This window comes from Flavobacterium rivuli WB 3.3-2 = DSM 21788 (genome assembly GCF_000378485.1).
Classification (GTDB): Bacteria; Bacteroidota; Bacteroidia; order Flavobacteriales; family Flavobacteriaceae; genus Flavobacterium; species Flavobacterium rivuli.
The window spans coordinates 360,067-382,753 of sequence record NZ_KB899967.1 but is presented as its reverse complement, the minus strand read 5'-3'; the positions used below and the strand labels follow the sequence as shown (position 1 = coordinate 382,753).

Annotated in this window: 23 protein-coding genes; 13 read left to right on the top strand and 10 right to left on the bottom strand. The window is 40.0% G+C overall.

The window, feature by feature from the left end; genetic code table 11:
- Positions 1 to 13: 13 nt before the first annotated feature.
- Positions 14 to 1,993: an LTA synthase family protein gene (locus tag F565_RS0105175; protein WP_020212138.1), complete on the top strand. Its 1,980-nt coding sequence runs from the start codon at positions 14 to 16 to the stop codon at positions 1,991 to 1,993.
- Between the two features lie 220 nt (positions 1,994 to 2,213).
- Positions 2,214 to 4,358, top strand: coding sequence for a S46 family peptidase (locus F565_RS0105170; RefSeq protein WP_026299893.1), 2,145 nt, complete (start codon positions 2,214 to 2,216; stop codon positions 4,356 to 4,358).
- A 166-nt stretch (positions 4,359 to 4,524) separates the two neighbouring features.
- Here F565_RS0105170 and F565_RS0105165 read toward each other — a convergent pair whose 3' ends face one another.
- Complete coding sequence (locus F565_RS0105165; RefSeq protein ID WP_020212136.1) at positions 4,525 to 4,737, bottom strand: DUF2283 domain-containing protein; 213 nt, start codon at positions 4,735 to 4,737, stop codon at positions 4,525 to 4,527.
- A 208-nt stretch (positions 4,738 to 4,945) separates the two neighbouring features.
- Between F565_RS0105165 and F565_RS0105155 the strand changes: the two genes are divergently transcribed.
- The gene (locus tag F565_RS0105155) at positions 4,946 to 6,304 is read left to right on the top strand and encodes a UDP-N-acetylmuramate--L-alanine ligase (protein WP_020212134.1); all 1,359 of its coding nucleotides are present in this window, start codon (positions 4,946 to 4,948) and stop codon (positions 6,302 to 6,304) included.
- Between the two features lie 77 nt (positions 6,305 to 6,381).
- On the opposite strand, the gene F565_RS0105150 is transcribed toward F565_RS0105155, so the two are convergent.
- A complete protein-coding gene (locus F565_RS0105150; protein ID WP_020212133.1) occupies positions 6,382 to 6,981 on the bottom strand; it encodes a DUF1287 domain-containing protein in 600 nt (199 codons plus the stop codon).
- Between the two features lie 96 nt (positions 6,982 to 7,077).
- Here F565_RS0105150 and F565_RS0105145 point away from each other — a divergent pair, with 96 nt between their 5' ends.
- The 3 genes from F565_RS0105145 (at position 7,078) to F565_RS0105135 (ending at position 8,855) form a co-directional block, all read left to right on the top strand.
- The gene (locus tag F565_RS0105145; protein WP_020212132.1) at positions 7,078 to 7,599 is read left to right on the top strand and encodes a 3'-5' exonuclease family protein; all 522 of its coding nucleotides are present in this window, start codon (positions 7,078 to 7,080) and stop codon (positions 7,597 to 7,599) included.
- A gap of 111 nt (positions 7,600 to 7,710) precedes the next feature.
- Positions 7,711 to 8,409 carry a RadC family protein gene (gene radC, locus F565_RS0105140; protein WP_020212131.1) on the top strand — a complete coding sequence of 233 codons (699 nt, stop codon included), beginning with the start codon at positions 7,711 to 7,713 and terminating at the stop codon, positions 8,407 to 8,409.
- An 11-nt stretch (positions 8,410 to 8,420) separates the two neighbouring features.
- The gene (locus tag F565_RS0105135) at positions 8,421 to 8,855 is read left to right on the top strand and encodes a cytochrome c oxidase assembly factor Coa1 family protein (protein WP_020212130.1); all 435 of its coding nucleotides are present in this window, start codon (positions 8,421 to 8,423) and stop codon (positions 8,853 to 8,855) included.
- A 1-nt stretch (position 8,856) separates the two neighbouring features.
- Here the strand turns inward: F565_RS0105135 and F565_RS0105130 are convergent, their stop codons facing one another.
- The 3 genes from F565_RS0105130 to F565_RS0105120 all read right to left on the bottom strand — a co-directional run bounded on the left by F565_RS0105130 (position 8,857) and on the right by F565_RS0105120 (position 12,000).
- Positions 8,857 to 9,771 (bottom strand): helix-turn-helix domain-containing protein, encoded by a 915-nt coding sequence (locus F565_RS0105130; RefSeq protein ID WP_026299892.1) that lies wholly within the window; start codon positions 9,769 to 9,771, stop codon positions 8,857 to 8,859.
- A gap of 152 nt (positions 9,772 to 9,923) precedes the next feature.
- Positions 9,924 to 10,931, bottom strand: coding sequence for an aldo/keto reductase (locus F565_RS0105125; RefSeq protein WP_020212128.1), 1,008 nt, complete (start codon positions 10,929 to 10,931; stop codon positions 9,924 to 9,926).
- A gap of 118 nt (positions 10,932 to 11,049) precedes the next feature.
- Complete coding sequence (locus F565_RS0105120; protein ID WP_020212127.1) at positions 11,050 to 12,000, bottom strand: bifunctional helix-turn-helix transcriptional regulator/GNAT family N-acetyltransferase; 951 nt, start codon at positions 11,998 to 12,000, stop codon at positions 11,050 to 11,052.
- 196 nt (positions 12,001 to 12,196) lie between these two features.
- Between F565_RS0105120 and F565_RS0105115 the strand changes: the two genes are divergently transcribed.
- The 6 genes from F565_RS0105115 to F565_RS0105090 all read left to right on the top strand — a co-directional run bounded on the left by F565_RS0105115 (position 12,197) and on the right by F565_RS0105090 (position 16,434).
- On the top strand, positions 12,197 to 12,595 hold the full coding sequence (locus F565_RS0105115) for a hypothetical protein (RefSeq protein WP_154652534.1): 399 nt from the start codon (positions 12,197 to 12,199) through the stop codon (positions 12,593 to 12,595).
- A gap of 61 nt (positions 12,596 to 12,656) precedes the next feature.
- Entirely contained in the window at positions 12,657 to 13,283 is a 627-nt protein-coding gene (locus F565_RS0105110; protein WP_020212125.1) for an ABC transporter ATP-binding protein, read from the top strand.
- Positions 13,283 to 14,518 carry an ABC transporter permease gene (locus tag F565_RS0105105; protein ID WP_020212124.1) on the top strand — a complete coding sequence of 412 codons (1,236 nt, stop codon included), beginning with the start codon at positions 13,283 to 13,285 and terminating at the stop codon, positions 14,516 to 14,518. Before F565_RS0105110 ends, F565_RS0105105 begins: the two co-directional genes overlap by 1 nt.
- Positions 14,511 to 15,005: a hypothetical protein gene (locus tag F565_RS0105100; protein ID WP_020212123.1), complete on the top strand. Its 495-nt coding sequence runs from the start codon at positions 14,511 to 14,513 to the stop codon at positions 15,003 to 15,005. Before F565_RS0105105 ends, F565_RS0105100 begins: the two co-directional genes overlap by 8 nt.
- 3 nt (positions 15,006 to 15,008) lie before the next feature.
- On the top strand, positions 15,009 to 15,698 hold the full coding sequence (locus F565_RS0105095; RefSeq protein WP_020212122.1) for a YjjG family noncanonical pyrimidine nucleotidase: 690 nt from the start codon (positions 15,009 to 15,011) through the stop codon (positions 15,696 to 15,698).
- Positions 15,699 to 15,702: 4 nt separating this feature from the next.
- A complete protein-coding gene (locus tag F565_RS0105090; protein ID WP_020212121.1) occupies positions 15,703 to 16,434 on the top strand; it encodes a hypothetical protein in 732 nt (243 codons plus the stop codon).
- Positions 16,435 to 16,562: 128 nt separating this feature from the next.
- Here the strand turns inward: F565_RS0105090 and F565_RS0105085 are convergent, their stop codons facing one another.
- Positions 16,563 to 17,840, bottom strand: a complete 1,278-nt coding sequence (locus F565_RS0105085) for a replication-associated recombination protein A (RefSeq protein WP_020212120.1) — start codon at positions 17,838 to 17,840, stop codon at positions 16,563 to 16,565.
- Between the two features lie 171 nt (positions 17,841 to 18,011).
- Between F565_RS0105085 and F565_RS0105075 the strand changes: the two genes are divergently transcribed.
- Positions 18,012 to 18,824, top strand: a complete 813-nt coding sequence (locus tag F565_RS0105075; protein ID WP_020212118.1) for a rhomboid family intramembrane serine protease — start codon at positions 18,012 to 18,014, stop codon at positions 18,822 to 18,824.
- A gap of 175 nt (positions 18,825 to 18,999) precedes the next feature.
- Here F565_RS0105075 and gap read toward each other — a convergent pair whose 3' ends face one another.
- From gap to F565_RS0105055, 4 genes are all read right to left on the bottom strand, one after another.
- Entirely contained in the window at positions 19,000 to 20,001 is a 1,002-nt protein-coding gene (gene gap, locus F565_RS0105070; RefSeq protein ID WP_020212117.1) for a type I glyceraldehyde-3-phosphate dehydrogenase, read from the bottom strand.
- Between the two features lie 415 nt (positions 20,002 to 20,416).
- Entirely contained in the window at positions 20,417 to 20,554 is a 138-nt protein-coding gene (locus F565_RS22820; RefSeq protein WP_020212116.1) for a hypothetical protein, read from the bottom strand.
- 24 nt (positions 20,555 to 20,578) lie between these two features.
- On the bottom strand, positions 20,579 to 21,181 hold the full coding sequence (locus tag F565_RS0105060; RefSeq protein ID WP_020212115.1) for a hypothetical protein: 603 nt from the start codon (positions 21,179 to 21,181) through the stop codon (positions 20,579 to 20,581).
- 234 nt (positions 21,182 to 21,415) lie between these two features.
- On the bottom strand, positions 21,416 to 22,585 hold the full coding sequence (locus tag F565_RS0105055) for a hypothetical protein (RefSeq protein ID WP_020212114.1): 1,170 nt from the start codon (positions 22,583 to 22,585) through the stop codon (positions 21,416 to 21,418).
- Between the last annotated feature and the right edge of the window lie 102 nt (positions 22,586 to 22,687).

The following is a 22,687-nucleotide window of genomic DNA, read 5'->3' as shown; positions in this document are numbered from 1 at the left end:
ATTACACACCATCATGAAGTTACATTTTAAGAACAGGCTTATAGTGCTTTTAGCCAGGCTTGCAGTAGTGTACATAGTTTTTATGCTGTGCAGGGTTTTATTCTACGTTTGGAATGATAAGCTTATAGCCCCGTTAAAGCTAACAAGCACCTGGAACCTTGTAAGGGGCAGCCTTATGTTTGATACCGTATCTATAATATACATCAACCTGCCGTTTATATTCCTTTCTATGTTTCCGCTGCGTGTAGCAGAGCATAAAATATGGCAAAAAATAACGCTGTTCTTTTTTATGCTGGGCAACAGCCTTGGCCTGCTTATTAATATGGCCGATGTTTTTTATTACCCCTTTAAACAGGCGCGTATAGTACTGGGCGATTTTGTATTGCTTAAGGAAGACAGTTTTGGGGCATTGCTCATTAACTTCCTTATCGATTTTTGGTACGGCATCGTGTTTTACATTATTCTTATAGCCATATTATGGTATGCTTATAAGGCTATACAGCAAAAGGTGTATCCGGCAATGAGCAACAAAAAATACATTCCCATACATTTTGGGTACATGGCTGTTATGGCAATAGCGGTAATCTTTTTTGTAAGGGGAGCTACATTTTCTGCGGCATCTTTTCCCATAACCATGAATGATGCCTTTTTGTATACCGATAATCCTTCGCATACATCGCTAATGCTAAGCAACCCATTTTGTGTGTTGCGCACTATGAGCAAATCTAAGAAAGTGCCCAACCTGCATTATATGGATGATGCCGAAGCACAAAAATTAGCATCTACTACGCATACTGTTGCGGCGGGAGAGCAATTTACGTTAGACCGAAAAACCAACGTTTTCCTTATTGTGCTCGAAAGTTTTGGTAAGGCACATATCAAGAGTATGTCAGACCAGTTTAAGCCGGAACAGGAAACCAATACGCCTTTTGTAGATTCGCTTGTAAATGAAAGCTATGTGTTTACCAACGCCTACCAAAGTGGACTGCGTTCTATAGATGCATTACCGGCCATCTGGGCATCTATACCCTCGTTTAAAGAACACTTTTTGTCATTGCCTAACTCGGTGTCGTCATACCATGGCCTGCCGCAGTGCATGGCAGAGATGGGATATGAAACAGCCTTTTTTCACGGAGGCGTGCGCGAGTCTATGGGGTTTGTGTCGTTTGGCAAAACAGCAGGGGTAAAGCAGTTTTACTCGCGCCAGGAATATGAAGCCGAAATGGGCACCGACGATTTTGATGGCAAATGGGGAATCTGGGACCATAAATTCTTTCCGTACGTACACAAAAAACTGAACGGTTTTAAAAAACCATTCTTTGGTACGGTATTCACATTATCGTCGCACCACCCTTACAGCATACCGGCAGGCTACGAAAAGCAATTTACAGAAGGTACGCTGCCCATTCATAGAACCATAAAATATGCTGATTATTCGCTTAAGGAATTCTTTAAAAGCATTAAGAACGAGCCTTGGTATAACAACACGTTGTTTATTATTACTGCCGATCATGGTTCGGGATCCGATAACGATAAGTTTAACAAACAGCCTAACGAGTATGCCATTCCGCTTATATTCTTTAAGCCGGGAGATACTACATTTAAAGGTAAAGATGACAGGGTTATGCAGCACATAGACATTATGCCTACACTACTGGGCATGCTGGATTATAACAAGCCTTACTTTAGCTTTGGCAAAGACCATTTTGATAAAGCTTTAGCTAACGACCATTTTGTGGTGAATTTTAGTAACAGCGCCTTCAATTTTACAACAGACGATTATTACTACCTGTTTAACGAAAAAGAGGTAATTGCCAAAACCGATTACCATACAGACCCGTTAGGTAAAAATAATTTAATAGCTAAACAAACCCCTGCCGACATAATAAATATAAAACGCTTTAAGGCATTCCTGCAGGAATATTATGCACACGTAAACAGCCGCAACTACCTGCCTGCAAACGAGCAAAAGAAGAGGGAAGAGGGTAAATAGTCTCTAAACTTATAAGGAGGACGCTTCAAAGTACAGCAATTGTATTTTGAAGCGTTTTTCTTTTAGGGACTTCGGCATAAAAACCGTGACATCCCATTTTTATCTGCACCATTATTTTATCAAATTCTTAAAATAAAGTATCTTCGCGTTGCTAAAAATATAAATTTCGGCGAAAGCCCTGATAATTCTTACAGCAGCACTAACTTTATTTACAACCTAAATGAAAAAACTAATTCTATTTGTAACCATGTTTGTCATGGTATTACCTGTCAGGGCAGACGAGGGCATGTGGTTCCTTATGTTCATTGAGCGTCTTAACCACCGCGACATGCAAAAAATGGGGCTTCAGCTTACGTCTGAAGAAATTTACAGCATTAACCACCACAGCCTTAAAGATGCCGTAGTGCAGTTTAACGGTGGCTGCACTGCCGAGGTTATCTCTAACAATGGCCTTGTGCTAACCAATCACCACTGTGGTTATGAGGCTATTGCTGAACTTTCTACACCGGAGGCCAATTATCTTAAAGATGGTTTTTGGGCAAAAAACCACGGTGGCGAGCTTAAGCCTAAAAGCCTATACGTGCGCTTTTTTGTACGTATGGACGATGTGTCTAAACGTATACTTAGCAAAGTAAACGATAAAATGACCGAGGCTGAAAGGGAGAAAACCATACAACGTGAGATTAGCCTTATAGAAAAAGAAAATAATGAAGGTGGTAAATATACCGTATCGGTACGTCCGTTCTTTCAGGGCAATGAGTATTACTATTTTGTATACCAGGATTATAAAGATGTGCGCCTTGTAGGCAACCCGCCGGAAAGTGTTGGTAAATTTGGCGGCGATACCGATAACTGGGAGTGGCCACGCCATACGGGAGATTTTTCTATGTTCCGTATTTATGCCGATGCTAACGGTAGCCCGGCAGAATATTCTGAAAAGAACGTTCCTTTGGTACCTAAACACCACCTTCCTGTAAGCCTTAAGGGTGTTCAGGAGAACGACTTTGCCATGATACTGGGCTATCCGGGCCGTACTAACCGCTGGATGCCAAGCGGCGGTATAGAGCAAAATGTTAAGTATGCATACCCTGCATGGGTAGAGGCTTCTAAACTGGGAATGGACAAGATGAAAGTGCACATGGACAAGGATGCTAAAGTACGTCTGGAATACGCCTCTAAATATGCACAGGTTGCCAACTACTGGAAAAACCGCCAGGGAATGATAGATGCCCTAACAAAACATAAAACGGCAGCTACCAAAGCTAAGGCTGAAGCTGATTTTAATACATGGGCTAACAAGCCTGCCAACAAAGCTAAGTATGGCTATGTTATTGCCACAATAAACAATTACTACGCTAAGACCAACGAGAAGGCACGTCACGATAATTACTTAACGGGTTTAATACGCACCAGTAATTTTGCTGTTATGCCTTACAGTATGGGGCGCGGTCTTGAAGCTTATATAGACGCGGATGCTGCCAAACGTAAAGAAATGTTACCGGAGTTAAAGGATGCGATTAAAGAAACGTATGCTACCATGTACCTGCCTATAGAAAAAGATGTACTTGCAGCGCAGTTGCATTTGTATGCCACAAAATCTACAGGGTATGCTATTGCGCCTTACGTTGCAGAAATAGGTAAACCTGTAAATTATGACTATACTGCTTTTGTAAATGATGCTTTTGCAAAAAGTTTCTATGCATCTGAAGAAAAACTGAATGCCTTTTTACAAACCCCAAGCCTTGATGTTCTTAAAGCCGACCCGCTTTATAAACTGTCTGCCGACCTTATGGCTAAATACCGTTTTAAAACCGATGAACAGTTACAGCTTGATGCCGATTTTTCTAAAGCATTCCGCTTGCTTGTTGAAGGTATGAGGGAAGCTAATCCTAACGCTAAGTATTATCCTGATGCTAACAGTACCCTGCGCCTTACGTATGGTAAAGTGCGCTCGTTGCCTGCAGATAAGCGTAACGATGCCAAGAAAAACTATTACACAACGCTACAGGGCGAAGTAAATAAATATAAGCCTAACGATGCTGAATTCGACCTGCCTAAAAGGCTGATTGAACTTAACGAGAAAAAAGACTTTGGCCAGTATGCCGATAAAGGTGGCTATATGCCGGTTAACTTCCTTACCGATAATGATATTACAGGTGGTAACTCGGGTTCGCCGGTGCTTAACGGTAAAGGTGAGCTTATAGGCCTTGCTTTTGATGGTAACATTGAGGCTATGGCGGGAGATGTTATTTTTGATAAAGACCTGCAACGTACTATTAATGTTGATATTCGCTACGTGCTTTGGATCATCGACAAATATGCCGGTGCAAAACACATTGTAGACGAAATGACAATTGTTAAGTAAGACAATTAGATTTAAGATTTTTAGATATTAGATAAAAGATAATAGACTTTAGAATGACAAAGCCGCCCTGATGAGGGGCGGTTTTTTTGTGTAGAGACATATTGCAAGCGTATGTCGTAAATACGAGAATATTATCAAGCAGCATCAAATGCGTATCTCCGGATAATTACCCAACTATTTCGATACCCATTAAGTGTCCATCTTTATTAAAGTCGAGATAGACCGGTACACCCCTGTAATCATTTACTACATCGCTGAGGGCAATCATTTTGCTAACTTTTCGTTCCTGTTTGTCTTCTGTATTTTCGAGATAGATGTAACCAACGGCACTATTGTCTTCACTTATTTTTAAACGTATATTGTTTATTTTTTGATGCATATTTTTTTTAGGTAAAGATAATATTTCAATAATTATTGAATAGCTCCGATGACGGGCGTTTTTTATGTAAAGACACATTATATTAACCTTGCGTAATAGCAATCACATTATGGTTGAATAAATTAAAAGTCTGCATACAGATATTTATAATTTTAAAATCTATTTGGTACATTTGGGCGAATAAAGAATTTGAAACTTCACTACAAAAATGCGTACACATTTTATAGCTATAGGCGGCAGCGCCATGCACAACCTGGCTCTTGCCCTGCACAGTAAAGGATATGTAATAACCGGCAGCGACGATGCTATTTTTGAGCCAAGCCGCACCCGTCTTGAAAAACGGGGTTTATTGCCAGAAGAACTGGGCTGGTTCCCGGAAAAGATTACAGCCGATATTGATGCCGTTATTTTAGGCATGCACGCCAAAGCTAATAACCCCGAACTGCTTAAGGCGCAGGAGCTGGGTCTTAAAATATACAGTTATCCAGAATTTTTGTACGAGCAAAGCAAAGATAAAACCCGTGTGGTTATAGGTGGCAGCCACGGTAAGACCACCATTACCAGTATGATACTGCACGTAATGAACTACCATAACCGCGATGTTGATTACATGGTGGGTGCTCAACTTGAAGGTTTTGACACTATGGTGCACCTTACAGAAGAGAACGATTTTATAGTGTTGGAAGGTGACGAGTACCTGTCATCTCCGATGGATTTGCGTCCGAAATTTCATTTATACCAGCCTAATATTGCTCTGATAAGCGGCATAGCGTGGGACCATATTAATGTGTTCCCTACGTTTGAAAATTATGTAGAGCAGTTTGAGATATTTATTGCAAAAATTACCAACGGCGGCATACTCGTATATAACGAGAACGACCCTGAGGTAAAACGTGTTGCCGAAGAAGCAACTAACCCTATACGAAAACTGCCATACCACACACCTGAGTATACGGTTAAGGATGGTATTACCCTGCTTGAAACTCCCGAAGGGCCTATGCCTATAGAAGTTTTTGGCGCACATAACCTTAACAACCTTGCCGGTGCCAAATGGATATGCCAGAACATGGGTATAGATGAAGCCGATTTTTATGAAGCCATTGCTACCTTTAAAGGGGCAAGCAAGCGACTTGAAAAAATTGCCGAAAATGGCCGCAATGTTGCCTATAAAGATTTTGCACACTCACCAAGTAAGGTATCTGCCACTACAAGGGCGGTTAAGGAACAGTATCCTGACCGTACGCTTATTGCGTGCCTGGAACTGCATACCTACAGCAGCCTTAATGCCGAATTTTTAAAGGAATATGAAGGTGCGCTTGATGCCGCCGATGTTGCCGTAGTGTTTTACAGCCCCGATGCCGTCGCGATAAAACAGCTTCAAGAAGTAACCTACGACCAAATTTCAAAAGCCTTTAACCGCGAAGACCTTATTATTTATACCAACCCCGCAGCGTTTAAAGATTACCTGTACCACCTAAAATATGATACTAAAGGCGTTGCCTTATTACTAATGAGCTCCGGCAACTATGGTGGACTTAATTTTGATGAGGTGAAGACGTTGTTGTAATCAAAAGTCAAGTGTCTAAAGTTAAAGATTTGCTTCTGTGTTCAATTGTGGAATTCCCCCTTCGGGGGTTAGGGGGCCTACAGGACGGGTTTATACCTGTAATGCCCTGTTATTGTATAAGCAAACAGTACATCTTCGCAAACTTGTCCGCGGCCTATGTTATGCACCACTTTATAACGCCCTTCAGCACCTTTTTTATCCACCACTATACCTATGTGCGGTCTGTTACTTGCAAGCATCCACGTTACAATATCGCCTGGCTTGTAATCTGCTGATTTATCGCTTACGGTTTTAACCTTGCCTTTTCGGGTAAAAAACACCTGCAGGTTGGGCACACGGCGGTGGTCTATATTTGTATCGGTAGTTTTTAATCCCCACGATTTTGGGTAGCTGGCAAAGTTAGCAGCCATGTCTTCGTGCACTTCTTTTTGCAGGTCAATACCCAGTTTGCGGTAAGAGCGTATAACCACATCGGTACATACGCCACGGTCTTTTGGCACATCACCGTTAGGGTATGGTATTTGGTAATATGCAGAATCGTAACTTACATTATCGTGGGTAATAAGCAGGGCAGCATCGCTAAGTTTTTCGTAAAAGTTTTTATTTACCGGTGCAGTAACCTGTGCCGTTGGGGTATTGGTGCAGCCAAACAGTAATAAAAATAATAGTGTTCTCATGGGGTACTGGTTTGCTATGAGAACGTAATAATATTGTATGGTAGTATGATAATTAATAGCTTAATTTGTTTAAATTGTGCACAATTATTAATTGTCATGAGCTATTTTGTAGTAGATATAGAGTCAGATGGGCCTATACCCGGAGATTATTCGATGATATGTTTTGGCGCAGTGCTGGTAGACGAGGCATTAAATAAAACTTTTTACGGAAAGATAAGGCCTATATCTCAAAAGTTCGTGCCAGAAGCCCTGGCTGTTTCCGGATTCAGCAGGGAAGAGACGTTGTTATTTGATGATCCTACAGAAACAATGCTTGCCTTTGAAGAATGGATAAAAGTAAATAGTAAAGGGCGGCCCGTTTTTATGAGCGATAACAATGGCTTCGACTGGATGTTTATTTGTTGGTATTTTCACCATTTTACGGGCAGGAACCCTTTTGGGTTTTCGTCCAGAAGAATATCTGATTTATATTGTGGGCTCGTTAAGGATACTTTTGCACAATGGAAACATTTGCGAAAAACAGAACATACCCATAATCCTGTAGATGACGCAAAAGGCAATGCAGAGGTTGTGCTACACATGAAAAACGAAATGGGGCTAAAAATATCTTTAAAGTAATATAGGGTATACGCTATAGCCAGGATTGAAATAAGAATGATAAATCATAACGGCAAAAAGTTAGGGTGTTAAATTAATTTGTTTAAATTCGTTTCATACTTCAAACACCTTATGGAAGAAAACCAGGGAAATTTCTCGATAAAATATTGGGCGGAAGACGACCAGCCCCGCGAAAAGTTAATGCTTAAAGGCAAGGCTGCTCTTAGCGATGCCGAACTGATTGCCATACTAATAGGGTCGGGTAGCCGTAACGAGAGCGCGGTAGAGCTTAGCAAACGCATACTTGCCAGTGTAGATAACAACCTTAATGCACTGGGCAAGCAGTCGCTGCAACAGCTTATGGGCTTTAAAGGCATAGGCGAAGCCAAAGCAATAAGTATTGCTGCCGCGATGGAATTGGGGCGACGCCGCCGCGATGAAGAAACAGTCGACCTGAAACGTATTACCGCAAGTAAAACGGTGTTCGAGATCATGCAACCTATAATAGGCGAACTTCAACATGAAGAATTCTGGATTATTTACCTTAACAATTCTAACAAGGTTATTTATAAAACACAGCTCAGTAAAGGTGGAATGACGGGTACTGTTGTAGATGTACGCATTGTATTTAAAACCGCGTTAGAGCATAATGCTGTAGGGATGATACTGGTACACAACCACCCATCGGGTACATTAACAGCAAGTGAAGCAGATAAGCAGGTAACACGCCAGTTAAAAATGGCGGGACATTCGCTCGATATTAAAGTGCTCGACCACGTAATTATAACCGAGCATAGCTACTTCAGCTTTGCCGATGCAGGTATTTTATAATTAGGTTAATAATGGATAACGACACAATTAAAAATAAAAACTGGCTGCAACGCAACATAAAATGGTTATTGCCGGTAATAGTAGTGGTTTGTTTTTTAGGCAGCGCGTTGTTCTCTACAGTATCAGATGCGCAAATGGGCGGTTATGTAACAGCTCTTAATGACGATGCACTTTACAAAGACGCCTTAAAACAGGCACAGCAAAATAAAGAGGTGGTAAAAGTATTGGGCACTTTAGAACCTATAGACCAAATGGCCATTATAGAGAGCAACGTAGAATATTCAGACAATAATAATCATGTAAATTTATCTGTTAGGGTAAAGGGCAGCAAGGCCAAAGGTAAAATGGATGTTATTGCTACAAAAGGCAATAACACATGGCAATATAATACCATTACAATAAGAATTAAAGACACTAAACAGGAAATCGTGGTGTTTCAGGAGTAAGTTAATTAAACATTTTCCTGTATTCCAGCGGGCTTAAATTTGTCTTGGTCTTAAACAGTTTGCTAAATGACTGTGGATATTCAAAACCCAGTTGGTAAGCAATTTCGCTAACCGAAAGTGGGGTAGTGGTAAGTACTTCTTTAGCTTTTTCTATCAGTTTATTATGTATGTGCTGCTGTGCATTTTGCCCCGTATGGGTGCGTAGCATATCGCTAAGGTAGCTGGCCGAAACATTAAGGGTGTCGGCAAGGTATTTCACCGTGGGCAATCCTGTATTCTCACTGTTCTTAAAATGATTTTCAAGGATGTCTTCCAGTTTAATAAGCAGGCCGTTGTTTGCATTTTTGCGGGTAATAAACTGCCTGTTGTAAAAACGATTGCTGTAGTTAAGCAACAACTCTATGTGCGATACAATAACGTCCTGGCTAAAGTTGTCTATATTACTATGGTACTCCTGAGCAATATTGCAAAAAACACCTTCTATCATTACCTCTTCTTTTTTAGAAAGATATAACGCTTCGTTAGCTGCATAAGAGAAAAACTCAAACGCTTTAATATTTTTGTCGAGGGCGTAGCCTCTTAAAAAATCGGGGTGAAAGATAAGCATGCTCCCCGAGAGTGGCTCATAACCGGGTTCGTTTTGGTAACATATCTGTCCCGGCGCAATAAAAGACATCATGCCTTCATCAAAATCATAAAAGTTTTGCCCGTATTTTACCTTGCCCTTATAATCTTTTTTAAGTGCGATCATGTATACGTTAAGCACAAGGCCATGTTCCAGTATTTCTGAATGCTGCCTTACATCGCTAAAGTTTACAATGCTTATTAGCGGATGTTCGGGCTCTGGTATCCCCATAGCACGGTGCATTTCAGAAATTGAGTTTAATATAACCGGACCCTGAATTGTCTTTTTCATAGTAATAAAGTTAGCCACGAAGTACACCATAAAATTAGCTTAATAATGCATTCGTGGCTTGTTTTAAACTGATTATTGCAATTACTGTGACAACTTTTTTGAGATTTGCCTTTTGTAATTCGGAACTTGTAATGCTGCCTATTGCCTATTGCCTAAAGGCTCACCATGGTCATTCCCCAGTCGTCATAGCGGTTACCGGTTGCAGTACCCAGCGGAATAATGCTTTCCAGCCTTTGAGCATCTTGTGTAGTAAGCGCTATAGCTGCGGCAGCAATGTTTTGTTCTGCATATTTTACGCGTTTGGTTCCCGGTATTGGTACAAAACCCTTATTAACCGTCCATGCAATAGCAAGCTGAGAAGGTGTAACATTTTTTTCGGCAGCAAGTTTATTGATCTCATTAAGCAGCTCAATGTTTTTATAAAATTGCTCTCCCTGAAATTTAGGAATACCCCTGCGGAAATCATTTTCAGGAAAATCGTCCGGACTTTTTATTTCTCCTGATATAAACCCACGGCCTAAAGGCGAGTAGGGCACAAAGCCAATGCCTAAATCTTTAAGGGTGTCTAAAATGCCTTCTTCCTCAACACTACGCTCAAACAAAGAATATTCTGATTGTAAAGCTGTTACAGGATGTAAGGCATGGGCACGTTTAATAGTTTCAGATGATACCTCGCTAAGCCCAATATAACCCACTTTACCTTCTTTAACAAGATCTGCCATGGCACCCACAGTTTCTTCAATAGGGGTTTCAGGATCAAGGCGGTGCATGTAGTAAAGGTCTATATAATCAGTACCCAGGTTTTTTAGCGAACGCTCTACTGCTTTTTTAACGTAATCCTTTTTACCATTTATTTTCCAGGTAAGCTGCTCGTTGTCGTCTATTTCCCAGGCAAATTTTGTGGCAATAATATAGTTGCCACGATTGCCGGTAATAGCTTTTGCAATCAGCCTTTCGTTAAGCAATGGTCCATATAAATCGGCAGTGTCAAGAAAATTACCGCCAAGCTCTAATGAGCGGTGAATGGTTTTAATAGCTTCGGCTTCATCAGCTTTGCCATAAATATCAGCACCGGCTATAGTGGTCATTCCCATACAGCCTAACCCTATGGCAGGCACTACAAGCCCCTGGTTTCCTAAGTTTACTTTTTTAATGCTCATTTTGTTATAGTTTTTTTTTGATTGTATAGTACACTACAAAGTTCGCTACAACAGGCGTAGTAAATATAACCATATTAAGGGTAGTTGTATCCATAATGAAGATGGGGCTGCTAAATGGTTACAGCACTAACTCCATTTGTATGTTGCAGCGTTCGTAAGGGGTAGGGCGTTCTGGTATTTTTACAAAACCCAGCTTGTGGTACAGGTTTATTGCAGGTTTTAAAATGGTGTTACTTTCAAGATACAGTTTTTTTGCTCCCAGGCTTTTTGCCTTGTCAATGACTGCGGCACCTAACAACCCACCAATATTTTTGCCCTGTGCCTTTGGCGAAACCGCCATCTTAGCCAATTCAAAATCAAAATCATCTGTAGGGTATTTTATTAAGGCACATACGCCTAAAGGCTCTCCTTTGTATAGTGCTACGAGAATATATCCGCCATTGTTTAAAATGTATTCTTCGGCATTATTAAGGGCTTTATAGTCAGATTCTTCCATTTTAAAATAATGCGATATCCACTCGGTGTTAAGGTTTACAAAGGCATCAAGGTACATTGACTCAAAGTCAACAATGGTTACATTGCTGCGTTCCCTCAGCTTTTGCTGCTCTGTAACGCGTTTTAGTAACGACTTTTGTTCCAGTAAAAATTCCCATTCAGCCAGTGCTTTCCACAGGTTATGTGTGGTTTGGCCAAGCATGTCTTCAATAGCACTGTTAAGATCGGTATACTGGTCCTGTATCTTTAAGGTAACCTCATTGCCTTTGGCAGACAGTGATACCACATTGCGCCTGCCATCTGTTGTTTCGCTTTTCTCTAAAACCAGTCCGGCCTTTACCATTTCGCTTATAATTTTACTTACAGATGGATGCGAATGCCCTATCTCTTTAGCGATGGAAGTTATGGTGTTTGCCTTACCCTCTGCCAATACATAATATACCGGAAACCATTTTGGATGAAAATCGATGCCGTAAAGGTTGTATATTTTGGATGCATCTTCGGTTACAATTTCAGAGAGCATCCTTAGCCTGCTGCCTATAGCCATCTTGCCTATTTTATCGAAAAATTCCATTTATTATTAATTACGTAATTAGTTACGTAAAAGTATAAAATATATTTATACAAGCCACATAAGAATATATTTTTATACGTGCAAGCGTTCATTTTTTAGAATCTTATTTAATTTTAGCTAATATTTATGACCTCTTAATATGTTAAACCGCAAATGCAGGTATCGTAAAATCAGTAACTTTAAATAAAAAAAAGCTATGTATAATTACACGATGACCTTTAAATACGATGGGGAGTATACACTCCCTAACGAGCTAAGGGCCCGTGCCCGCGAAGTACCAAAAATGGTGGCAGAAAAACTGGAAAGCCGCGAGTTCGAGATGGTAGATTTCAATCTTTCTGAAAATTATGACCCTGATAATGCAGAGCGGTACATTGCGAATGCCCAAATTAACAGGCTGGTTGTAGAGATACGGCTGGACCTTACCGCCGCCGACCTTAAAAGCAGGGATACAATTTACAGCCGTTGCCTTAAGGCTATGAAACAGGGTAAACTTAAACTTGAGGCGGCTATAGAAAATGAGAATGAAGAGCTTGGGTCATTGCAAAGCATCATTGTTTTTGATGTTAAAAGACGTGCTTCCCTTAAAACATAATGGGTTTAACGTGTTACCATTTTGTTCTGTTTTCGTTAACTTGCAGGCATATTATAAATGAATGATTGTTACTAAAAATCTAAGCTTTTCTTATGGTAAAAACGCCACCTTCAGCTTTCCTGATATTGCTGTGCCATCGGGCGAAAGCCTGCTTATAACAGGAGGGTCCGGGCGGGGTAAAACCACATTGCTGCACCTTTTAGGCGGGTTGCTGCGGCCACAGGCCGGGGAGGTTATTGTAGAACAAACCAATATTACAGGGTTATCTGAAAAAAAATTAGACCGCTTTCGTGGCCGCCATATTGGGTTGGTATTACAGCAGTCTTATTTTGTGGCATCTCTAAACGTGCTCGAAAATGTTGTGCTTGCCTCGTGGCTTGCAACAGGGAAGCAGGCAACAGAAAAGGCAAAACAGCTTTTACAGCAATTAGATTTACAGGATCATTTACATAAACAGCCATCGCAGCTTAGCATTGGGCAACAGCAGCGTGTGTCTGTAGCACGGGCGCTCATTAACGAGCCCGGCCTTTTATTAGCCGATGAGCCCACCTCCAGCCTCGACGACGAAAATGCCCACCGTGTAGCCGGTATGCTTGCACAGCTTGCAAAACAATATGGTACTGCACTGGTTATTGTAACCCACGACCAGAGGCTTAAAGATATATTCCCTAACCAAATCTCCCTGTAATGATAGCCAGGATAGCGTGGAAAAACATTTGGTTTAAACCCCTTAACACCGCCCTTAGCATTATTTTGCTTACGGCAAGTGTGGCAATAATTACATTGCTTATTTTACTGCAGGAGCAATTTGAAAAACAGTTTGACAGTAATATAGATAATATAGACCTGGTGCTTGGTGCGCAGGGCAGCCCGTTGCAGCTTATACTTTCTGCAGTTTACCAGATAGATGCCCCTACAGGAAATATAGATTATACCGAAGCTAAGACTTGGATGAAGCACCGCTTTGTACAAACGGCTGTGCCCTTAGCATTTGGTGACAACTACAAAGGTTTCAGGATAGTGGGTACAACGACTGATTACCTTACCATTTATGGCAAGGGCATAAAAGAAGGCAGGCCTTTTGCCAAAAACTTTGAAGTGGTAATAGGCAGTTCGGTAGCCACAAAAATGAATGTAAAAATTGGTGATAAATTCTTTGGGTCGCATGGCGATGCCGCCGAAGGCGAACTGCATGAAGACCATGCGTATATAATTACCGGCATTGCTGCACCTACAGGCAAAGTAGCCGATAACCTTATACTGTGTAATATACCCAGCGTTTGGGCCATGCATGATGAAGGTGCACACGAACACGCAGAAGAGGACGAGCACAGTCATGAACATGAACACCAGGACGAAGCAGTTACCGAAGAAGGCAAAGAAATAACAGCAGTGCTTATAAAATTTCGGAGTAAAATGGGTATTGTTATGTGGCCGCGCCTTATTGCCCAGAACACTAAAATGCAGGCAGCCTCTCCGGCTATAGAAATTAACAGGCTGTTCTCGCTGTTTGGCATAGGTTTGCAGGCATTGCAGTACTTAGCCTATGGTATTATGTTTATATCTGGCATTAGCATTTTTATAGCGTTGTACAATACTTTAAAAGAACGTAAATACGAATTTGCGCTTTTGCGCGTTAATGGGGCAAGCCGCCTGCAATTGCTGTGGCTGGTGCTTATAGAGAGCCTGCTTTTATGCACGACCGGTTTTATTTTCGGTACGGTTGTTGGTCGTATAGCACTAAGCCTTATATCGGGCTCCAGCGAATCAGAATTTAAAATGTCATTTAACCCTTTAGAGTTTGTGTGGCAAAAGGAAGGATATTTGTTTGGGCTCACTATCTTTGTGGGGATCTTAGCAGCCGTAATACCGGCTGTAAAGGCATATAGTTTAAATATTTCTAAAACATTGGCAAATGCGTAAAGCGTTGTTTATCATATCAATTATTGTTTCGGGGTTTGTGTTTGCGTCTATGGCATCTCCATCGGGTGCAGGTATCCCAAAGTCCGTTACCTCAACATCAGGTACAGTTTTTTCAGATACACTTAACTGGAAGCTTTTAGGGCAGATAAAGTTCCTTAAAAAGCCAAGTAAAGATTATCCCGAAGGGGTAATGTTTCCCGTTATAAACCCTACACTTAAGGCTAAAAACAGCCGTACCATTTACATGACCGGTTTTATTGTGCCCATAGATAATAAAAATTATGCACTAAGCAAAAATGTATTTGCCTCATGCTTTTTTTGCGGGCAGGCAGGGCCGGAAACTATTATGGGCATTAAGTTTAAAAACCCCGGTACTAAATTAAAAACAGACCAGTACGTTACCCTTCAGGGAACTTTCAGGTACAATGATAACGACGTAGACGACTGGATCTACCACATAGAAAACGCCGTTATAGTAAGTAAATAATTTATGAGTATAGCTAATAAGAAAGCCATATTTTTTGATCTCGACCATACCCTTTGGGATTTCGAGAAAAACTCTGCACTGGCCTTTGAGGTGCTTTTGCCTAAGTATAATATTGCCATTAAGCCGGCCGATTTTTTAACGCATTATGTTCCTGCTAATGCCAATTACTGGAAACTGTACCGCGATGGGCTTATAACCCAGCAGCAATTGCGTTACGGCAGGCTTAAAGATGTTTTTACAGCCCTTAATTATAATATTAGCGACTACTTGCTTGCTGATCTGTCTGATGATTATATAAGGCTGCTCCCTACCAATAACCATTTGTTTGAAGGTGCTGTAGAGCTGCTGGAATACCTTAAGCCTAAATACAGCCTGCATATTATTACCAATGGTTTTCATGAGGTACAGGCGCTTAAAATGAAGAGTGCAAACATTGACCATTATTTTGAAACGGTTACCAACTCTGAAAACGCAGGTTTTAAAAAGCCCCATCCCTCTATTTTTGAATATGCCCTTACTGCTGCCAATGTAGAAAGATGTGACAGCATAATGATAGGCGACTGTATAGAGGCCGATGTACAGGGAGCACTTAACTGCGGCCTTGATGCTATATATTTTAATGAGCACAGCCTTGAGGCGCACCCGTCTATAATACAGGTAAACCACCTGCTCGAACTTAAGAATTTACTATAATAAAATGAAAAAGACATTACTACTATTAGCCCTTCTTTTGTCGGGTATTTGCTTTGCACAATCAGAGGTTATTAATAATTATAAATACATTATTATACCGGAAAAATTTTCTTTCTTAAAAGAAAACAACAAGTATGAGCTTAATTCGCTTACTAAAATGGTATTTGAGAAATACGGTTTTAAAGCCTATTACACAAATGATAAAATGCCCGACGAACTGGCGCTTAATAAATGTCTTGCACTTTATGGCGACCTTAAAGACGATTCAGGGTTGTTAAGCACCGGCTTGTTAATCCAGATAAAAGATTGCAGCGGGCAGGTACTGTTTACTTCTAAAGAGGGTAAAAGCAAACAGAAAGATTACAAGAAAGCATATTACGAAGCATTAAGGGAAGCATCTGCCTCTTTGGCATCGCTTAATTATAAATATGTTGGGCCTGCTACCGCGGCTGTTACCACGCAGGAAATAAAGCCTGTAACGTCTTCTCCGGCGGCGACGCCGGTTCCTGTAAATGTAGAAGGGCAGTTGTTTGCACAGCCTATTGCTAACGGCTACCAATTGGTAGACACTACACCAAAAGTAGTAGCTAAAATGTATAAAACATCGCAGCAGGATTACTATACGGCACAAGGGGATAATAAAAATGGTGTTATCTTTAAAAAAGGGAACGACTGGTTTTTTGAATATTACCAAAACGATAAACTGGTAAGCGAAAAGCTTAATATTAAGTTTTAAGCTTAGATGCGGAGGTACTTAGTTTCTTAGACGCTTAGAAATAAAATGGGCTGTAAAGTAAATACTTTACAGCCCATTTTTTGTGTTTAAATTCTAAGGTTCTAAGAAACTAAGCTCCCCAGAACCTTCTAATATCCATACTTCCCTTTCCAGCGGTTCTTTAAAAACTCGCGTGTACCGTTCTCGCGGCTGTTATTGCCGGGGTCATAAAAAGGGGTATTGGTAATCTCATCGGGCAGGAATTCCTGTTCGGCAAAATTGTTATTATAGTCGTGCGCATATTTATATTCGTCGCCATAGCCAAGTTCCTTCATTAGCTTAGTGGGGGCATTGCGCAGATGTAAGGGTACGGGCAGGTCGCCGGTTTGCTTTACTACGCTTTGTGCCTTGCCTATAGCCATATAGCTTGCATTGCTCTTTGGCGATGTGGCCAGGTAAATGGCACACTGGCTTAGTATAATGCGCGATTCAGGGTAACCAATAGTGCTCACTGCCTGAAACGTATTATTTGCCATTATAAGTGCCGTGGGGTTAGCATTCCCAATATCTTCAGATGCTAAAATAAGCATCCTGCGGGCAATAAATTTTAGGTCTTCGCCGCCCTCAATCATTCGCGCAAGCCAGTATACGGCACCATTGGGGTCGCTGCCGCGCATCGATTTTATAAAGGCCGAAATTATATCATAATGCTGCTCTCCGGTCTTGTCATACAGTACCGTATTTTTTTGTGCAAGCTGCATAACACGGTCGTTGGTTATCTCTACATCATCACTCTCGGTAGCATTTACAACGAGTTCAAAAATGTTAAGCAATTTTCGCCCGTCGCCACCCGAAAGCCTTAGTAAAGCCTCCGTTTCCTTAAGGTCTATATGTTTGGTCTTCATTACTTTATCAACCTCAATGGCACGATACAGCAATGCCTCAAGATCATCTTTAGTAAAAGCGTTAAGCACATACACCTGGCAGCGGGACAGGAGTGCAGGTATCACCTCAAAACTCGGATTTTCGGTAGTAGCGCCTATAAGGGTTACAATACCTTTCTCTACAGCATTAAGCAAAGAATCCTGTTGCGACTTGCTAAACCGGTGAATCTCGTCTATAAATAAAATAGGATTTTTAGTGGTAAACATACCGCCGCTTTGTTTGGCTTTGTCTATTACCTCGCGCACATCTTTAACACCCGCGTTAATGGCACTAAGTACATAAAACGGGCGGTTACTTTCCTGCGCCATTATTTGCGCCAGCGTAGTTTTTCCGGTGCCGGGAGGGCCCCACAAAATAAGCGATGGTATAATGCCGCGCGCTATCTGGTGGGTAAGCGAGCCGTTAGGCCCCACAAGGTGTTGCTGACTTATATATTCAGATAATTGCTGCGGGCGTATGCGTTCTGCCAAAGGTGCTTCCATAGTGTAAATTTACGATTTTTCACCAAATGCGAAAGTGCTGTTACCCGATAAAGTTTTTATAAAATGTTAGGAAGAATCTATTTTTTAAACAGGTCTATAGTTTGTTTTAACGTAAATACTGACAAAATAACAGGCTGCGTTTTTTGGATACGTTTTTGAGTTTCAACATGCATGAACAATAACGACCAATTTAAATTTTCGCCTTCGGTAGTACTATGGCCCCTCGCCTTTGTTCTGGTGCTGTGGTTAGTATACTGGGTAGAAGTGCGGCTGCATATATATCTTACAGATTTTGGAATTTTACCACGAACGTTTTCGGGACTGCGCGGTATAGTGCTTAGCCCTTTTTTACACGGCAGCCTTGAGCATATTTACAATAACTCTATACCACTATTTGTGCTTATTGCGGCCATGCGGTATTTTTACCGCGACCAGGCATTGCGGGTTATAGGGTATGGTATACTGCTGTCGGGTTTTATAACCTGGCTTATAGGGCGGGGCGGGTCATACCACATAGGCGCAAGCGGACTTATATATGTACTTGTTAGCTTTATTTTTTTTAAGGGTATACAAACGGGGTACTACCGTTTAGTGGCCTTATCGCTTACTATTATAATGCTGTATGGCGGTATGATATGGTATGTTTTTCCTGATGTGGAGGAAGGTATATCCTGGGAAGGGCACCTTGGCGGATTGATTACCGGACTGTTTTTTTCGCGTGCATACAGCACCCCCGAATATGAAAGGGATATTGTATACCACTGGCAGCAACCTGATTTTGACCCTATGCAGGATCCGTTCATGAAACGCTTTGATGAGAACGGAAACTTTGTAAACCCACCACCACCCGAACCTGAAATCTTAGATGATACCGATGAAATTACTGAGGTTTTATTACCACAACGCCCGGTTTTCAGGATAGTATATAACTATGTTGAAACGCCTAAAGATGAGGATGACTCTTCATCACAAGAATCTATATAGATTCTTGTATACTATACACACTCCTAACCCCTCTCAAGAGGGGAACAGCTTCACTCAAACTCAATTCGGTGTGAGTTATAGGTCTGAGTGTTCCCCTCTTGAGAGGGGTTAGGGGTGTGTCTTATTGATAATTTTTTGAGATTTTTCTATCATCGAAATTGAGAAATCTTAAAACTTATTTCTTCTCTAAAAATAAAATAAGATCGATGATCCTCGACGAATACCCAATCTCGTTATCATACCAGCCTACAACCTTTACCATTTTGTCTATAACCGATGTTAACTGTGCGTCAAAAAGGCAGGAATTTGTGTTGCCTATCACGTCTACAGATACTATTGGATCTTCGGTATACGCCAGTATACCTTTTAAAGTACCTTCTGCCTGTGCCTTAAAAGCAGCATTAATTTCTTCAATGCTAACCTCGCGTTTTACGTAGCACGTAATATCAGTAAGTGAACCATCCGGAACCGGCACACGAATACCGCCACCGCCTATTTTGCCTATAAATTCAGGAAAAATCTTGGTTAATGCTTTAGCAGCCCCCGTTGTTGTAGGTACTATAGACTGCGATGCAGCACGTGCCCTTCGCAGGTCTTTATGCGGCTGGTCGTGCAGGCTCTGGTCTGTAGTATAGGAGTGTATAGTAGTTATATAAGCCTGTTCAATACCGCACAGCTCATTAATGATCTTCATCATTGGGGCGGCATTGTTTGTAGTACAGCTGGCATTGCTTATTACGGTTTCTGTACCGTCAAGAATGTGTTCGTTAACGCCAAGAACTACAGTTTTAATGCGGTCATCTTCCGGTGGGGCAGAAAGGATAACCTTCTTAGCACCCGATGTAACATGCTGCATGGCTTCCTCCAACATCTTTATACGCCCGGTAGATTCTACAGCAATATCAATATCATGGGCAGCCCAGTTAATATCGGCAATGTTTGCATGGCGTAAAAAAGGGTAGGAGATTCCGTTGATGATTATGCTGTCTTCGGTATGCGAAACCTCATAAGGCAACACGCCGTGAATACTGTCATATTTAATAAGATGCGCCATGGTGCGGGCATCGGCAATATCGTTTATGGCAGCCACCTCTATGGCAGGGTGGTTAAGTAAAAGCCTGAAAAGGTTACGGCCTATGCGCCCAAAACCGTTAATGGCTATTTTTGTTTTTTTCATTTTTATTACATAAAAATATGATTGCAAAGGTACTAAATCTTTACAGTTCTTTGTGTTTTTGATATTAGATATGGGAATTAATAGCTAAGATTGTCAATCCAAAATTTTATACCAGCCAAAGTTAATTTCAAATGATTTACGATAGGGAATATTGCCTACAATATTCATTGATAAAAGTGTTCCTTATCGGCGAGGATATAAATATATTAGATATTGATTTTTTTTAGAAGCCTAAATCAATATCCTTAGCCTTTAAAAGCCAAGTCATAAACTTATGGCCATCGTTTTTCTGTCATAAGCCTCAGCATCTTCAAATGTCTTAAAAATAAAACAGCAAAATCTCCAATCCCATTCAATTTGCAGACTTTCACGGGAAATTATAGATAATACTTAAAAACCTGATTCACCCCGTGAACTAATTAGCCTGAAGGTCTTTTATATAAATGTTGTCGAATATACTTCGAATACCTTCTTTAATAAAGCCTAGGTAATCCGGGAAATCATTAAGGCTTACAACAGTTGAAAGGGTGGGATAATATTGGTGTGTCGGCATAAACTTAATTTTTGAAATTAAAAGTTATTCTGAATAGAATTTATAATCGTCACTAATGACATCGCCAGTTTGGCCATCAATAATTATATATCTCATTTTGTAGTCATCGATATGCTGGTGTATTTTATAAACGTATCTTCCTAAGTGCTCGTCGAATCCTCTGTAAACTGAATTGTTTAAAACTTGATTAAAATCTACTTCATATTTTATTTTTACCAATTTCAATAAATTGTCTAATGAAAATTCAAATTTTTCATCTAAATTGACCTCTTTAAGAACGTTGCCCATTGTATCAAATTCCCTGTAGATACCGTATGAAATTTTGGAGAAAGAAGTACTTTCTTTCAATAAGGATAGTGTTTTTTTGTCATAAACAAGGTGTCTTGTAAAGCTCTCACTGATTTTTTTCCTTGTTTCAACATATTGATTATTAGAATCTAAAACCTCATATATAGTATCATCCTTAGTGAACTTTATTTCAGATTCTGCCCCGAAGCCATTTATTATTTTTGTAACATCAAATTTTTCCATTTTTTGATTTGTTTTATTTTTATCCTGTTTTTGGGAAGTCTGGCCCAAGCAGCTAATTAAATTAATACATAACATTACAAGCGCTAAATTTTTCATCTCTCAAAAGTGGTTTCAATATTACGATGCATTATTTTCCATTGCCATAACCAAGTTGACCTGCGGAGGTTTCCGTTGTAACTCATAATATTGTCAGTTGCCTTTAATTTTAGGGTTAGTCACAATTTTTAATGATATATGTGATTTCAAGTTATTTAAACTACATTTAGCATGATTTTAAACTCCCTACTTCCACAAATTTTTAAGACCAGTATCTGTGATTTTTTAATAACGTTATTTTAAAGTATTCGTAAAAATATAAGTATGTTCTAAATCTTTCTCTGTCGCGATATCTAATACCCCTAACCCTATACCGCCCTTATTGTTAACCGGCATAGCAAAGTAAACACTGGGAATACCTCTTTCATCACCGGATGAAAGTGAGTACATCCTTCCTCCGTATCTCGCTGCTAAATCATCTGCTAAATTTGAGAAGGTAGTTTGAAAAGGAATTCGTCTTAAATTAGCCAGGAAATAATTATCTATTGCAGGAATATAATCTTCAGAGTAAAAGGGTGATTCGGTATTAAAGAAAGCCTTAGGCTTAAAGTCAGTTTTACCATAATATTCAATTCTCAGATAACTAAGGGCAGCTACCGTAAATCCTAATTCCCGCAGTTGTTTAATTTCGGGCGAATTAAATCGACTAAACTTTTGCCCATTTTGTTTATTTAAAAAAAAGACCCTATATGGACTACCCCAACCAAGTTCATTGTCACAACCTCTGTAAATTTTCCCATCGGCATAATCAATATCTTCATCAGAATAAAGATTCCTATAATAATTATTTATTCCAAAACATCTGCAAATACGGTTATCAGATGTATCTTTAATTGAAGAGGAAATTACTAACGAGAGTTGTTTAATACTTTTTTTTATTGTATCGTTTGAAAATTCGGCACCATTCATTTTAGTTATTATTGCTATATGGTAGGGGTCTTCCTGATACAAATATTTAAATGTTGGCAGATTAATATCTCTTTCACCAATTTCAATTTTACGTTCAAGTTTTTTTATGTAGCTGTTATTTCTCTTATAATGGCTATCAATTGACGTATACACAGGTGTTTCAAAATCATAAGAAACACATCTCGGGTCATGTAATTTTAGTTTTACAATACCTGGCGATCCCTGCACATATAAAAAGCCTTTCTCATTATAGTTCTCATGATATGCCATTATTGTATTATATTGGTATGGGATTTCATCAAAATAATAAAAATCTTCTTTTGAATTATACTTACTAACAATATCTGACACTCCAAAACCTTCGAGGGTAACCTTAGCGTCTTTAATGTTTTTTCCCGTATATGCATCTTCAAGATATACCTTTAAGGCAATACTATTTTGTTGGCCGGCTACGGTTAAGCTTTTAAATAGAATTAAAAAAAATAAAAATCTCATACTCCCTTCTTTAATAGTAACTATCTTATATTTAGTAAATAAACGAATATTTTCTTTACAGATGTGATGTACCTGAATTAAATTGTAGGTATTTAATAAAAA